This is a genomic window from Pseudomonas sp. E141 (assembly GCF_052659885.1).
The window spans coordinates 2,029,551-2,043,592 of sequence record NZ_CP084024.1 but is presented as its reverse complement, the minus strand read 5'-3'; the positions used below and the strand labels follow the sequence as shown (position 1 = coordinate 2,043,592).

Annotated in this window: 13 protein-coding genes; 10 read left to right on the top strand and 3 right to left on the bottom strand. The window is 61.8% G+C overall.

The genetic code is table 11. From position 1 onward, the window contains the following. Positions 1-32 precede the first annotated feature (32 nt). From GKKCFE_RS09305 to GKKCFE_RS09290, 4 genes are all read left to right on the top strand, one after another. Positions 33-1,010: a TRAP transporter substrate-binding protein gene (locus tag GKKCFE_RS09305; protein WP_047227599.1), complete on the top strand. Its 978-nt coding sequence runs from the start codon at positions 33-35 to the stop codon at positions 1,008-1,010. A gap of 73 nt (positions 1,011-1,083) precedes the next feature. After that, a complete protein-coding gene (locus GKKCFE_RS09300; RefSeq protein ID WP_047227600.1) occupies positions 1,084-1,611 on the top strand; it encodes a TRAP transporter small permease in 528 nt (175 codons plus the stop codon). Next, positions 1,611-2,891, top strand: a complete 1,281-nt coding sequence (locus GKKCFE_RS09295; RefSeq protein WP_047227601.1) for a TRAP transporter large permease — start codon at positions 1,611-1,613, stop codon at positions 2,889-2,891. Before GKKCFE_RS09300 ends, GKKCFE_RS09295 begins: the two co-directional genes overlap by 1 nt. 183 nt (positions 2,892-3,074) lie before the next feature. Next, complete coding sequence (locus GKKCFE_RS09290; protein WP_076385294.1) at positions 3,075-3,944, top strand: aldose 1-epimerase; 870 nt, start codon at positions 3,075-3,077, stop codon at positions 3,942-3,944. Positions 3,945-3,981: 37 nt separating this feature from the next. On the opposite strand, the gene bkdR is transcribed toward GKKCFE_RS09290, so the two are convergent. Beyond that, positions 3,982-4,470: a Bkd operon transcriptional regulator BkdR gene (gene bkdR / locus GKKCFE_RS09285; RefSeq protein ID WP_047227603.1), complete on the bottom strand. Its 489-nt coding sequence runs from the start codon at positions 4,468-4,470 to the stop codon at positions 3,982-3,984. A gap of 192 nt (positions 4,471-4,662) precedes the next feature. Here bkdR and GKKCFE_RS09280 point away from each other — a divergent pair, with 192 nt between their 5' ends. The 5 genes from GKKCFE_RS09280 to GKKCFE_RS09260 all read left to right on the top strand — a co-directional run bounded on the left by GKKCFE_RS09280 (position 4,663) and on the right by GKKCFE_RS09260 (position 10,884). Beyond that, the gene (locus tag GKKCFE_RS09280; protein ID WP_107322737.1) at positions 4,663-5,898 is read left to right on the top strand and encodes a 3-methyl-2-oxobutanoate dehydrogenase (2-methylpropanoyl-transferring) subunit alpha; all 1,236 of its coding nucleotides are present in this window, start codon (positions 4,663-4,665) and stop codon (positions 5,896-5,898) included. 1 nt (position 5,899) lies between these two features. Continuing rightward, positions 5,900-6,958, top strand: coding sequence for an alpha-ketoacid dehydrogenase subunit beta (locus GKKCFE_RS09275; RefSeq protein ID WP_047227605.1), 1,059 nt, complete (start codon positions 5,900-5,902; stop codon positions 6,956-6,958). Then, complete coding sequence (locus tag GKKCFE_RS09270; protein WP_445577769.1) at positions 6,959-8,221, top strand: dihydrolipoamide acetyltransferase family protein; 1,263 nt, start codon at positions 6,959-6,961, stop codon at positions 8,219-8,221. Between the two features lie 3 nt (positions 8,222-8,224). Continuing rightward, entirely contained in the window at positions 8,225-9,607 is a 1,383-nt protein-coding gene (gene lpdA, locus GKKCFE_RS09265) for a dihydrolipoyl dehydrogenase (protein ID WP_445577768.1), read from the top strand. Between the two features lie 257 nt (positions 9,608-9,864). Beyond that, complete coding sequence (locus GKKCFE_RS09260) at positions 9,865-10,884, top strand: branched-chain amino acid aminotransferase (RefSeq protein WP_047227608.1); 1,020 nt, start codon at positions 9,865-9,867, stop codon at positions 10,882-10,884. Positions 10,885-10,938: 54 nt separating this feature from the next. On the opposite strand, the gene GKKCFE_RS09255 is transcribed toward GKKCFE_RS09260, so the two are convergent. Next, positions 10,939-11,868, bottom strand: a complete 930-nt coding sequence (locus tag GKKCFE_RS09255) for a DMT family transporter (RefSeq protein ID WP_139050561.1) — start codon at positions 11,866-11,868, stop codon at positions 10,939-10,941. Positions 11,869-11,977: 109 nt separating this feature from the next. Between GKKCFE_RS09255 and GKKCFE_RS09250 the strand changes: the two genes are divergently transcribed. Next, positions 11,978-12,772 carry an AraC family transcriptional regulator gene (locus GKKCFE_RS09250; protein ID WP_047227610.1) on the top strand — a complete coding sequence of 265 codons (795 nt, stop codon included), beginning with the start codon at positions 11,978-11,980 and terminating at the stop codon, positions 12,770-12,772. A 477-nt stretch (positions 12,773-13,249) separates the two neighbouring features. On the opposite strand, the gene GKKCFE_RS09245 is transcribed toward GKKCFE_RS09250, so the two are convergent. After that, positions 13,250-14,005 (bottom strand): ArsR/SmtB family transcription factor, encoded by a 756-nt coding sequence (locus GKKCFE_RS09245; RefSeq protein WP_445577767.1) that lies wholly within the window; start codon positions 14,003-14,005, stop codon positions 13,250-13,252. Positions 14,006-14,042 lie beyond the last annotated feature (37 nt).

Genomic DNA, 14,042 nt, shown 5'->3' with positions numbered 1-14,042 from the left:
AGATATAAAAACAACAACACTGGAGATTGACCATGAATTTCAAACGCACGCTTCTGATCGCAGCCCTCCCCCTGGCCTTCCTTGCGCAAGCGGCACAGGCTCTTGAGATCAAGTTTGCCGATATCCACCCCGATGGCTATCCAACCGTGGAAGCGGAAAAAATCCTTGGCAAGACGCTGGTCGAGGAAAGCAAAGGCCAAAAAGACCCGTTCACCTTCAAGATGTATTCCGGCGGTGTGTTGGGCTCGGAAAAAGAAGTCATCGAGCAGCTTCAGGTCGGTGCCGTCCAGATGGCCCGCGTCAGCCTGGGCATCGTTGGGCCGGTGGTGCCGGACGTAAACGTCTTCAACATGCCATTCGTGTTCCGTGACCAGGCACACATGCGCAAGATCATCGACGGTGAAATCGGCCAGGAAATCCTCGACAAGATCACCAACTCCGAATTCAACCTGGTGGCCCTGGCCTGGATGGACGGCGGTACTCGCAACCTCTACACCAAGAAACCCGTGCACAAGCCCGAAGACATGCATGGCATGAAAATTCGTGTCATGGGCAACCCGATGTTCATCGAGACCCTCAACGCCATGGGCGGTAACGGGATTGCCATGGACACCGGTGAAATCTTCAGTGCTCTGCAGACCGGCGTGATCGACGGTGCGGAAAACAACCCGCCGACCATGCTCGAGCACAACCACTACCAGAACGCCAAGTACTACAGTTTGACCGGCCACCTGATCCTGCCGGAGCCGGTGGTGATGTCCAAGTTCACCTGGGAAAAACTCACCCCCGAGCAGCAAGCCCTGGTGAAAAAAGCGGCCAAACAATCCCAGCTGGACGAGCGCGAATTGTGGGACAAGAAGACTGCCGCCAGTGAAGAGAAACTCAAGGCCGCGGGCGTTGAGTTCATCACCGTCGACAAGAAACCCTTCTATGACGCCACCGCACCGATCCGGGCCAAATACGGTGCACCGTACGCCGACCTGATCAAGCGTATCGAAGCCGTTCAGTAACACCTCTCAATCTGTACTTGAAAAGGCCAGGTGCGCCCGATGTCACGGGCGCGCCCGGTTACGGTGGAACCCGATGAAGAATTTGCTGCTGCGCATCAACGACAAGATTTACATGACTTGCATCTGGGTCGCCGGCCTCTCTGTCCTGGCAATTGCTCTGATGATTCCCTGGGGCGTGTTCGCCCGCTACGTGCTGGGTACCGGCTCAAGCTGGCCGGAACCCACCGCGATTTTGCTGATGATCGTGTTCACGTTCATCGGCGCCGCCGCCAGTTACCGCGCTGGTGCGCACATGGCCGTGGACATGCTCACCAACCGCCTGCCCCCTCACTTGAAAACCGCGGCATCGGTGTTTTCCCAACTGCTGATGGCGGTGATCTGCATCTTCATGATCAGCGGCGGCACCAAACTCTGCCTGTCCACCTGGAACCAGTACATGAGCGCCCTGCCCACACTGCGGGTCGGCATCACGTACATGCCCATACCGGTCGGTGGTTTTCTGACCCTGATTTTTGTCCTGGAAAAACTCTTGCTCGGTGATCAGAGCAAGCGCCGGGTCGTGCAGTTCGACCTGGTCGAAGAAAGTGAAGGTGCCGCTTAATGGACGCTCTGATTCTGCTGGGCAGTTTTTTCCTGTTGATCCTGATCGGCATGCCGGTCGCCTACGCCCTGGGTGCCGCTGCGCTGATCGGCGCGTGGTGGATCGATATTCCATTCCAGGCCGTGATGATCCAGGTCGCGGGCGGGGTGAATAAATTTTCGTTGCTGGCCATTCCGTTCTTCGTCCTGGCCGGTGCAATCATGGCCGAGGGTGGTATGTCTCGCCGGCTGGTGGCCTTCGCCGGTGTGCTGGTGGGTTTCGTGCGCGGCGGTCTGTCACTGGTCAACCTCATGGCCTCGACGTTCTTCGGTGCCATTTCCGGTTCCTCGGTGGCCGACACCGCCTCGGTGGGTTCGGTACTGATCCCGGAGATGGAACGCCGCGGCTACCCGCGGGAGTTCTCCACCGCAGTGACCGTCAGTGGTTCGGTACAAGCCCTGCTGACCCCGCCCAGCCATAACGCGGTGCTGTACTCCCTGGCAGCCGGCGGTACGGTTTCCATCGGTGCGCTGTTCATGGCCGGCATCGTGCCGGGCCTGCTGATGAACGCCTGCCTGATGGTGTTGTGCCTGATCTTCGCGAAGAAGCGCAACTACCCCAAGGGCGAAGTGATTCCCCTCAAGCAGGCACTGAAAATCTGCCGGGAAGCCATGTGGGGCATGATGACCATGTTCATCATCCTCGGCGGCATCCTCTCGGGTGTTTTCACCGCCACCGAATCGGCCGCCATCGCTGTGCTCTGGGCATTTTTCGTGACCATGTGCATTTACCGCGACTACAAGTGGAGTGAGTTGCCGAAACTGATGCATCGCACGGTGCGTACTATCTCGATCGTGATGATCCTGATCGGCTTCGCCGCCAGCTTCGGCTACATCATGACGCTGATGCAGATCCCGGCGAAAATCACCACCCTGTTCCTGACCATCTCCGACAACCGCTACGTGATCCTGATGTGCATCAACGCGATGCTGCTGGTCCTGGGTACGGTGATGGACATGGCGCCGCTGATCCTGATCCTGACCCCGATCCTGATGCCGGTGATCATGGGCATCGGCGTGGACCCGGTGCAGTTCGGCATGATTATGCTGGTGAACCTGGGTATCGGGCTCATTACTCCGCCGGTGGGAGCAGTGCTGTTCGTCGGCTCCGCCATTGGCAAGGTCAGTATCGAAAGCACCGTCAAGGCCCTGCTGCCGTTCTACGGCGTGCTGTTTCTGGTGTTGCTGGCCGTGACCTACATTCCGGCGATCTCGCTGTGGTTGCCGCGTCTGGTGTTGTAACCCTATAAATGAGCAAGCCCCCTTGTGGCGAGGGAGCTTGCTCCCGCTGGACTGCGAAGCAGGCCCATAGGTTTTTGACTCCGGGCGTCTGCTGCGCAGCCGAGCGGGAGCAAGCTCCCTCGCCACAAAAGCATGCACACAAGAGTCGTCCCGAAGTTTTTCCAACCCAGCAGACAAGCCAACATGACCCCGCCTCTTCTCCAACTCGAAGACGAACAGACTCGCCTGACCCTGGCCCCGCACCTGGGTGCCAGCCTGGTCAGTTGGACGTTGCGCGGCAGCGGCCAGCCGCTGTTGCGCCCGCCCGCGCCCCAGGCCGTGGAAAACGGCCTGCCCGGTAAGCTCGGCTGCTTCCCGCTGATCCCATGGTCGAACCGGATCGCCCAGGGCGGTTTCGATTGCCCCGGCGGCTGGCTCGGTCTGGACGCCAACAGCCCCAACGACCCGTTCCCGATCCATGGCAGCGCCTGGCAACAACCGTGGCAAGTGATAGAGCAAAGCGCCCAGGAAGCCTTGTTGCAACTCGACAGCCAACATCCATTCGCCTATTGCGCCAGCCTGCGGATTCGCTTGAGCGGCGGTCAGTTACAGATCGCGATGCACGTCACCCACCTGGCCGAACAGGCCGCGTGGCACGGGCTGGGTTTACACCCGTACTTCCCGCGCACTGCTGGCACACGCCTGCAAACCCGTGCGACCGAAGTCTGGATGTGCGATGAGAAAAAACTGCCAACCACGTTGGGCAGCGTTCCTCGAATCTGGGACTTCCAACAACCCCGCTTGCTGCCGGACACATTGGTGGACAACGGCTTTGGCGGCTGGGACGGGCATTGCCTGATCCAGCAACCGGACCTGGGTTATGAGCTGGAATGCCGAGCCAGCGGCAGCGAATACTTCCTGCTGTACTGTCCCGTGGGCCTGGATTTCTTTTGCATCGAGCCGGTCAGCCATCCGGTCAATGCCCACCACCTGCCAGGGCGGCCAGGGTTGCGCTTGCTGGAGCAAGGGCAGTCAGTGACGCTGGGGTTTTCGATGCAGTGTCGACTCCTGTAACCCCTCCAGACAGGTTTCTCTCCCGCTCGGCTGGGCGTCAGGTCCCCAAGGTCAAACCGTTGGCCGGCAACGGCAGCGCCGTTTTATATCGAACCTGCTTGAGCGCAAAGCTTGAACGGATATTCGCCACCCCCGGGACCTTGGTCAGAAAGTCCATCATGAAGCGCTCCAGCGACTGGATCGACGGCACCAGCACGCGGATCAGATAATCCGGGTCGCCTGCCATCAGGTAGCACTCCATCACCTCCGGTCGGTCGGAGATCGCCTCTTCGAAGTGCTGCAACGCCTCCTCCACTTGTTTTTCCAGGCTCACGTGGATGAACACGTTGACATGCAGGCCCAGCAGATCGGCATCCAGCAGCGTGACTTGCTCGCGTATCACCCCCAGCTCCTCCATGGCCCGGACCCGGTTGAAGCAAGGCGTGGGCGATAGATTGACCGACCGGGCAAGCTCGGCGTTGGTGATGCGGGCGTTTTCCTGAAGGCTGTTCAGAATGCCGATGTCGGTGCGATCCAATTTACGCATGAGACAAATAATCCTGTTTTTTATCGTTGTGCAGATTTTTTATCTGCAAATGATCTGAACAGCAACCCAACAGAGAAAAATATTCTTCTGCGTCGAGCCTATGATTGTTGTAGGACAATTTTCCTTACCCGGGAAAGTTCGTCAGCTAGCGCGCCCACTACAAGAAATTCACAAGATCGAGCGTAGAAAGCCATGAACCCAGCGTATGAACCGCTACGCCTGCACGTCCCCGAACCCTCGGGCCGTCCCGGCTGCCAGACCGACTTCTCCTACCTGCATCTAAGCGATGCCGGCACGGTGCGCAAACCCTCCATCGACGTTGAACCGTCCGACACGGCCGACCTGGCCCGCGGGCTGATTCGCGTGCTCGATGACCAGGGCAATGCCCACGGCCCATGGGCCGAAGACGTGCCTCTCGAGATCCTGCGCAAAGGCATGCGCGCCATGCTCAAGACGCGCATCTACGACAACCGCATGGTGGTCGCCCAGCGCCAGAAAAAAATGTCGTTCTACATGCAGAGCCTCGGCGAGGAAGCCATCGGCAGCGGCCAGGCCCTGGCGCTGAACATCGATGACATGTGCTTTCCCACCTATCGCCAGCAAAGCATCCTGATGGCCCGCGAGGTGCCGTTGGTGGGCATGATCTGCCAACTGCTGTCCAACGAGCGCGATCCGCTCAAGGGCCGGCAGTTGCCGATCATGTACTCGGTCAAGGACGCCGGTTTTTTCACCATTTCCGGCAACCTGGCCACGCAATTCATCCAGGGCGTGGGCTGGGGCATGGCCTCGGCGATCAAGGGCGACACCAAGATCGCCTCGGCCTGGATCGGTGACGGCGCCACCGCCGAATCGGACTTTCACACCGCCCTGACCTTCGCCCACGTCTACCGGGCGCCGGTGATCCTCAACGTGGTCAACAACCAGTGGGCGATCTCCACCTTCCAGGCCATTGCCGGCGGTGAAGCCACCACCTTCGCCGGACGCGGCGTCGGTTGCGGCATCGCCTCTCTGCGTGTCGATGGCAACGACTTCATGGCGGTCTACGCCGCTTCGCGCTGGGCCGCCGAACGCGCCCGCCGCAACCTCGGCCCGGCGCTGATCGAATGGGTGACCTACCGCGCCGGCCCGCACTCCACTTCCGATGATCCGTCCAAATACCGTCCCGCCGACGACTGGAGCCACTTCCCGCTGGGCGACCCGATTGCGCGCCTCAAGCAGCACCTGGTGAAAATCGGCCACTGGTCCGAAGAGGAACATGCCGCCGTCAGCGCCGAACTCGAAGCCGAGGTGATCGCTGCGCAGAAGGAAGCCGAGCAGTACGGCACCCTCGCCGGCGGGCAGATCCCAAGCGCCGCGACCATGTTCGAAGACGTCTACAAAGAGATGCCGGAGCACTTGAAGCGCCAGCGTCAGGAGTTGGGGATCTGACATGAACGATCACAACAACAATATCCAGCTGGACACCGCCATGACCACTACCACCATGACCATGATCCAGGCCCTGCGCTCGGCCATGGACGTGATGCTCGAGCGCGACGACAACGTCGTGGTGTTCGGCCAGGACGTGGGCTACTTCGGCGGCGTCTTCCGCTGCACCGAAGGCCTGCAGAATAAATACGGCACCTCGCGGGTGTTCGACGCGCCGATTTCCGAGAGCGGTATCGTCGGCGTGGCCGTGGGCATGGGCGCCTACGGGTTGCGGCCGGTGGCCGAGATCCAGTTCGCCGACTATGTCTACCCGGCCTCGGACCAGATCATTTCCGAAGCGGCGCGCCTGCGCTATCGCTCGGCCGGCGAGTTCACCGCGCCGATGACCCTGCGCATGCCCTGCGGCGGCGGCATCTATGGCGGCCAGACTCACAGCCAGAGCATCGAAGCGATGTTCACCCAGGTTTGCGGCTTGCGCACCGTCATGCCATCGAACCCTTACGACGCCAAGGGCCTGCTGATCGCCTCCATCGAAAACGATGACCCGGTGATCTTCCTCGAACCCAAGCGCCTGTATAACGGCCCGTTCGACGGCCACCACGACCGCCCGGTAACCCCATGGTCGAAACACCCGTCGGCGCAGGTGCCGGACGGCTACTACACAGTGCCGCTGGATGTCGCCGCCATCACCCGCCCGGGCAAGGACGTGACCATCCTCACCTACGGCACCACGGTGTATGTGTCCCAGGCCGCCGCCGAAGAAACCGGCATCGACGCCGAAGTCATCGACCTGCGCAGCCTCTGGCCACTGGACCTTGAGACCATCGTCAAATCCGTGAAAAAAACCGGCCGCTGTGTGGTCGTCCACGAAGCCACCCGCACCTGCGGTTTCGGCGCCGAGCTGGTGTCGTTGGTGCAAGAACACTGCTTCCACCACCTGGAAGCGCCCATCGAGCGTGTCACCGGTTGGGACACCCCCTACCCGCACGCGCAGGAGTGGGCGTATTTCCCAGGGCCGTCCCGTGTGGGTGCGGCGTTGAAACGGGTCATGGAGGTCTGAATGGGCACGCACGTTATCAAGATGCCGGACATTGGCGAAGGCATCGCCGAAGTTGAACTGTCGGTGTGGCACGTCAAGGTTGGCGACATGGTGGTCGAGGACCAAGTGCTGGCCGATGTCATGACCGACAAAGCCATGGTCGATATCCCCTCGCCGGTGCATGGCCGGGTTATCGCCTTGGGCGGCGAGCCGGGCGAAGTCATGGCGGTGGGCAGCGAACTGATCCGCATTGAAGTCGAAGGTGCCGGCAACCTCAAGGAATCGGTGCAACCCGCCGTCGCCGCGCCAGCGCCGAAACCCGCGCTGGTGGCAACGCCTGAACCGACGATAGAACAACCCGCTGTGGCGCCACGCCCCGCGCCGCAAGCGCCGGTGGCCCGCGATCCGGACCAGCGGCCGCTGGCCTCCCCGGCCGTGCGCAAACATGCGCTGGACCTGGGCATTCAATTGCGCCTGGTCCAGGGCAGCGGTCCCGCCGGACGTATCCTGCATGAAGACCTCGAAGCCTATCTGGCTCAGGGTTCAGCGACCCCGGCGAAAGGCGGCTCGGGTTATGCCGAACGCCACGACGAACAGCAGATCCCCGTGATCGGCATGCGCCGCAAGATCGCCCAGCGCATGCAGGAAGCGACCCAGCGCGCCGCGCATTTCAGCTACGTCGAGGAAATCGACGTCACCGCCCTGGAAGAGCTGCGGGTGCATTTGAATGAAAAGCACGGTGCCCATCGCGGCAAGCTGACCTTGCTGCCATTCCTGGTCCGCGCCTTGGTCGTAGCCTTGCGGGACTTCCCGCAAATGAACGCCCGCTATGACGACGAGGCCCAGGTCATCCACCGTTCGGGCGCTGTGCATGTCGGCGTCGCCACCCAGAGCGATGTGGGCCTGATGGTACCGGTGGTGCGTCACGCCGAAGCCCGTAGCTTGTGGGACAGCGCGGCAGAAATCTCGCGTCTGGCAACCGCGGCCCGCAATGGCAAGGCCAGCCGCGATGAGCTGTCCGGCTCGACCATCACCCTGACCAGCCTCGGTGCGTTGGGCGGCATCGTCAGCACCCCAGTGCTGAACCTGCCGGAAGTGGCGATCGTCGGCGTGAACAAGATTGTCGAACGGCCCATGGTGATCAAAGGCCAGATCGTGATCCGCAAGATGATGAACCTCTCCAGTTCCTTCGATCACCGAGTGGTCGACGGCATGGACGCGGCGCAATTCATCCAGGCCCTGCGTGGCCTGCTCGAACAACCCGCCACCCTGTTTGTGGAGTAAGCGATGCAGACTTTGAACACCACGCTGCTGATCATCGGCGGCGGCCCCGGCGGCTATGTGGCGGCGATCCGCGCCGGCCAGTTGGGCATCCCGACCATTCTGGTGGAAGGCCAGGCGTTGGGCGGGACTTGCCTGAACATCGGCTGTATTCCGTCCAAGGCGTTGATCCACGTGGCCGAGCAGTTTCACCAGACGCGACACCACAGCCAAGGCTCAGCCTTGGGCATCACGGTGTCGGCGCCGACCCTCGACATCGGCAAGAGCGTGGAATGGAAGGACGGCATCGTCGATCGCCTGACCACCGGCGTCGCGACCCTGCTGAAAAAACACAAGGTCCAGGTCATTCACGGCTGGGCCAACGTCGTCGATGGCAAGACCGTTGACGTCGGCGACACCCGCATCCAGTGCGAACACCTGCTGCTGGCCACCGGCTCGAAAAGCGTCGACCTGCCGATGCTGCCGATTGGCGGGCCGATCATTTCCTCCACCGAAGCCCTCGCCCCTGCCTCGGTGCCCAAGCATTTGGTGGTGGTGGGCGGTGGCTACATCGGCCTGGAACTGGGCATCGCCTACCGCAAGCTCGGCGCCGAAGTCAGCGTGGTCGAGGCCCAGGAACGGATCCTGCCAGCCTACGACGGCGAACTGACCCAACCGGTGCACGAGGCACTCAAGCAATTGGGCGTGAAGCTGTACCTCAAGCACAGCGTCGAAGGTTTCGATGCCCAGGCCAGCACGTTGCAAGTGCGCGATCCCGCTGGCCAGACGCTGAACCTGGAGACCGACCGGGTGCTGGTGGCCGTTGGTCGCAAACCTAACACCCAGGGCTGGAACCTCGAAGCGTTGAACTTGGCGATGAACGGTTCGGCGGTGAAAATCGACAACCGTTGCCAGACCAGCATGCGCAATGTCTGGGCCATCGGCGACCTGAGCGGCGAACCGATGCTCGCCCACCGGGCCATGGCCCAGGGCGAAATGGTTGCCGAGCTGATCGCGGGTCAGCATCGCGAGTTCAACCCGACGGCCATCGCGGCGGTGTGCTTCACCGATCCGGAACTGGTGGTGGTCGGCCAGACGCCGGACGAGGCCAAGGCCGCCGGGCTCGACTGCATCGTTTCCAGCTTCCCGTTCGCCGCCAATGGCCGGGCCATGACCCTGGAATCGAAAAGTGGCTTCGTGCGGGTCGTGGCACGGCGGGACAATCACCTGATCGTCGGTTGGCAAGCGGTCGGCGTTGGCGTCTCGGAGCTGTCCACCGCGTTCGGCCAGTCCCTGGAAATGGGCGCACGCCTGGAAGACATCGCCGGCACCATCCACGCCCACCCGACGCTGGGCGAGGCGGTGCAGGAAGCGGCGTTGCGGGCGTTGGGGCATGCGTTGCATCTGTGATTCAGGGGAGTTGGTGGTGTGAGTGAGAGCCCCTTCGCGAGCAAGCTCGCTCCCACAGGGAATTGCGTTCGCATGAACGACCGAGATCACCTGTGGGAGCGAGCTTGCTCGCGATTTTCAAGAACACCATCATTTATCTGCCTGCCCCTTATCGTGCGGGCTGCGAAACAGCCCCGGAATGAAGTATTGTTGTCCCCATCCAAAAAACGTCAGAAGCCTTGAACCGTTTCGACGGTTGTTAAGAAATAGAGGGTGTCATGGGTAACGAGAGCATCAATTGGGACAAACTGGGCTTTGACTACATCAAGACCGACAAGCGCTACCTGTCGCACTGGCGCGATGGCGCCTGGGACGCCGGCACCCTGACCGACGACAACGTGCTGCACATCAGCGAGGGCTCCACCGCCCTGCACTACGGTCAGCAGTGTTTCGAAGGCCTGAAGGCCTATCGCTGCAAGGACGGTTCGATCAACCTGTTCCGCCCTGACCAGAACGCCGCCCGCATGCAGCGCAGCTGCGCGCGCCTGCTGATGCCGCAAGTCGAGACCGAGCAGTTCGTCGAAGCCTGCAAGCAAGTGGTCCGCGCCAACGAGCGCTTCATCCCGCCTTATGGCACTGGCGGCGCGTTGTACCTGCGCCCGTTCGTGATCGGCGTGGGTGACAACATCGGCGTGCGCACCGCACCCGAGTTCATCTTCTCGATCTTCTGCATCCCGGTCGGCGCCTACTTCAAGGGCGGCCTGACCCCGCACAACTTCCTGATCTCCAGCTACGACCGTGCCGCCCCACAAGGCACTGGCGCGGCCAAGGTCGGTGGCAACTACGCCGCCAGCCTGATGCCCGGCTCCCAGGCTAAAAAGGCCAGTTTCGCCGACTGCATCTACCTGGACCCGATGACCCATTCGAAAATCGAGGAAGTCGGCTCGGCGAACTTCTTCGGCATCACCCATGACAACAAATTCGTCACCCCCAAATCCCCTTCGGTCCTGCCGGGCATCACCCGCCTGTCGCTGATCGAACTGGCCAAATCGCGCCTGGGCCTGGAAGTGATCGAAGGCGACGTGTTCATCGACAAACTGTCGGACTTCAAGGAAGCCGGCGCCTGCGGTACCGCTGCGGTCATCACTCCGATTGGCGGCATCAGCTACAAGGACAAGCTGCACGTGTTCCACAGCGAAACCGAAGTCGGCCCGATCACCCAGAAGCTCTACAAAGAGCTGACCGGCGTGCAGACCGGCGACGTGGAAGCGCCGGCTGGCTGGATCGTCAAGGTCTAAGCAGCGCTCATGTGGCGAGGGAGCTTGCTCCGTCGCCACATGGATCTGTACCTACTACCCCCGACGCAATAATCCCCATTGCCCCCAGCGCTGGTAAAACCACCCGGCACCACTGACCAGCACAATACCGCTCAGCACCAGAGCGGCACCGACGATGAAGTTCGGCTCCAGCGGTTCATCCAATAACCAGACACCAAAACCGATGCCAAACAGCGGCGTCATGAACGACAGCACCCCCAACTGCGAAGCCAGGTAGCGGCGCAGCAGGGAAAACCAGATCAGAAAACTGGCGAAAGACACCAGCAACACTTGAAAGGCCAGGCTAGCCAGCAGTTGCGGTGTGGGGTTGATCGACGTTTGCCCCAGCACCACCGACATCCCTACCAGCAGCACCCCGGCGCCGACCAATTGGTACAGCAACGTCTGGCTGGCGGGCAGGTTCGTCAAGCGTGAACAACGCACCGTCACCGTCGTAGCCCCCCAGAGCGCACCGGCCAGCAGCCCCATTCCATCACCCAGTAACGAACTGCCGTTCGCCGCCCCCGTCCCTCCGCTGAACGCCACAACAATACCGCCGAATGCCACGGCGATACCCAGCCATTGCAGAGGTTTTAGACGTTCGCTCGGCAGTTTCCAGTGCAGGCCCAGAGCGGCGAACATCGGCGCGGTGTAGAGGAAAATCACCATGTGCGAAGCCGTCGTATGGCGCAGGCCTTCGCCCACCATCACGAACTCCAGGGCAAACAACAGCCCCACCAACAGGCCGGGACGCCAACTGCCATCGGCCAGGGACAGGCGTTCACCGCGCGCCAGCACCAACAGCCAGACCAGTACCGCAGCGATGGCCGAGCGCACGCCCAGTTGCAGCATCGGCGCCATGTCGGCGGCGCTGGCCTTGATCGCGACTTGCTGGAAACCCCAGATGGCACAAAGGCCCGTCATCAGGGCACTGACCTGGCCATCCAGGGCACGGCGGGTGGTCATGGGAAAGATCCTTGGGCAGAAATGGATGAAAGGATTGTCTGCCTGACACCTTTGCTGGATATAGTGATTACCCGACAAGCCATCCCGGTAATCCGCCATTACGGTCGATATGCAGCCTCCAGCTCAACATCTGAAGATTCCTCCGTTCGACGCGGCCCTGCCCTCGCCGATTTTCTTTCGCAGCGCCTGCATGCCGGCCCACGCCACTTACCCTCGGCACCGGCATGCCTGGGGAGAGTTCGTCTACTCCTACAGTGGGGTGATGGAAATCGAGATCGCCCAGCACCATTACCTGGCACCACCGCAGTACGGCATCTGGTTACCGCCGGACATGGAACACGTTGGGTTCAATCGGCATGAAGCCTGTCATTGTTCGTTGTACCTGGCGGCCGAACTGTGCGCTGCGCTGCCGGCCGTACCTTGCGCGCTGACCTTGAGCCCGCTGATCCGCGCGTTGCTGGAAGAGCTGCGCAGCGACCCGCCGAGCCAACCTCAGACGCCCGAGCAGCAGCGCTTGTTGCAGGTGCTGGTGGACAAGCTGATCCAGGCGCCCCATGCCGGCAGTTACTTGCCCTCCTCGGATGATCCACTGCTGGGCCCCGTGTTGCGGACCCTTGAGGCGAATCCCAGCGACCCACGCTCCCTGCCGCAATTGGCCCGCGCCGCCAACACCACCGAACGCACACTGATGCGCCGGGCCCAGCGGGACCTGGGCATGTCACTGGTGGAGTGGCGCCAGCGCCTGAAGGTCATCGAGGCCCTGGCCCTGCTCGAACGAGGGCAGAGCGTGGAAACCATCGGCCTGGACCTGGGCTACAGCAGCGCCTCGGCGTTCATCAGCATGTTTCGCAAAATGATGGGCACCACGCCGGATGAGTATCGGCGCAGGCACATGGCTGGATAATGAGGGTGGTTCGGGAATCGCTATCGCGAGCAGGCTCGCTCCCACAGGGTCTGTCGTTGGCCATCAATCATGTGTTCAGCGCAATTCCACTGTGGGAGCGAGCCTGCTCGCGAAGGCGGTGGATCAGCTTGCATGGATGTTGGATGTGAAGGCCCCTTCGCGGGCAAGCCCGCTCCCACAGGGTCTGTCGGTGGCCATCGATCATGTGTTCAGCGCAATTCCACTGTGGGAGCGAGCTTGCTCGCGAAGGCGGTGGATCAGCTTGCATGGATGTTGGATGTGAAGGCCCCTTCGCGGGCAAGCCCGCTCCCACAGGATCTGTCGGTGGACATCGATCATGTGTTCAGCGCAATTCCACTGTGGGAGCGAGCTTGCTCGCGATGGCGGTGGATCAGCTTGCATGGATGTCGGACCTGCTGGCGCCATCGCGAGCAAGCTCGCTCCCACAGGGTTTGTCGGTGGCCATCGATCATGTGTTCAGCGCAGGTCCACTGTGGGAGCGAGCCTGCTCGCGATGGCGCCAGCAGGTCCGACATCCATCTCGACATCGACACCCAATCGCGCCGCCATTTCCTTGCGCCCACTGGTCGTCAACCCCAGCGCCCGGCTATCCAGGTCCTGAACCACCCATTTGCGCTTGATCGCCACTTGCAGCAACGCCGCGCCCAAGGCGCCCCCCAGGTGCGGACGGCGCATGCTCCAGTCCAGGCATGGACAGGCAAATCGGCGTCGCTGACCGGCAAGCGCCTGGACATCAATGCCCAGCCCTTGGAACAGCGCTTCGCCGGAGTCACTCAGGCGATACCCTTTGCCTTCCACATCCACCAGCCATCCAGCTTCAAGCATCCGATCATGCATGCGCACCGCCAGCGTGCCGGCCATGTGGTCGTAGCAGGTGCGGGCGAATTGCAGGCGATCCGGGGTGCGCGGGGTGAAGGTCGGGGCGGCGTTCTGGCCGATCACCATCAACGCTTCCAGCGCCTGGGCAACCCGCTTATCCGCCAGGCTGTAATAGCGATGTCGGCCCTGGACGTACAAACGCACCAAGGCCAGTTCCTTGAGCTTCGCCAAATGGCTGCTGGCGGTAGAGGCACTGACATCGGCGATGCTCGCCAACTCCGTGCTGGTTCGGGCATGGCCGTCCATCAACGCGCACAGCATTCGGGTGCGGGCCGGTTCGGCAATGGCCGCGGCGACCTGGGACACCCCAAGGTCATGTTGCTCTGCATTCATATTTCGCCCCCCGACGAATCGAGCCATGGCAGGACTT

Bases quoted from the DNA above. Each gene is read 5' to 3' on its own strand.
- GKKCFE_RS09305 (WP_047227599.1), top strand. From the start codon at position 33: ATGAATTTCAAACGCACGCTTCTGATCGCAGCCCTCCCCCTGGCCTTC.
- GKKCFE_RS09300 (WP_047227600.1), top strand. From the start codon at position 1,084: ATGAAGAATTTGCTGCTGCGCATCAACGACAAGATTTACATGACTTGC.
- GKKCFE_RS09295 (WP_047227601.1), top strand. From the start codon at position 1,611: ATGGACGCTCTGATTCTGCTGGGCAGTTTTTTCCTGTTGATCCTGATC.
- GKKCFE_RS09290 (WP_076385294.1), top strand. From the start codon at position 3,075: ATGACCCCGCCTCTTCTCCAACTCGAAGACGAACAGACTCGCCTGACC.
- bkdR (WP_047227603.1), bottom strand. From the start codon at position 4,470: ATGCGTAAATTGGATCGCACCGACATCGGCATTCTGAACAGCCTTCAG.
- GKKCFE_RS09280 (WP_107322737.1), top strand. From the start codon at position 4,663: ATGAACCCAGCGTATGAACCGCTACGCCTGCACGTCCCCGAACCCTCG.
- GKKCFE_RS09275 (WP_047227605.1), top strand. From the start codon at position 5,900: ATGAACGATCACAACAACAATATCCAGCTGGACACCGCCATGACCACT.
- GKKCFE_RS09270 (WP_445577769.1), top strand. From the start codon at position 6,959: ATGGGCACGCACGTTATCAAGATGCCGGACATTGGCGAAGGCATCGCC.
- lpdA (WP_445577768.1), top strand. From the start codon at position 8,225: ATGCAGACTTTGAACACCACGCTGCTGATCATCGGCGGCGGCCCCGGC.
- GKKCFE_RS09260 (WP_047227608.1), top strand. From the start codon at position 9,865: ATGGGTAACGAGAGCATCAATTGGGACAAACTGGGCTTTGACTACATC.
- GKKCFE_RS09255 (WP_139050561.1), bottom strand. From the start codon at position 11,868: ATGACCACCCGCCGTGCCCTGGATGGCCAGGTCAGTGCCCTGATGACG.
- GKKCFE_RS09250 (WP_047227610.1), top strand. From the start codon at position 11,978: ATGCAGCCTCCAGCTCAACATCTGAAGATTCCTCCGTTCGACGCGGCC.
- GKKCFE_RS09245 (WP_445577767.1), bottom strand. From the start codon at position 14,005: ATGAATGCAGAGCAACATGACCTTGGGGTGTCCCAGGTCGCCGCGGCC.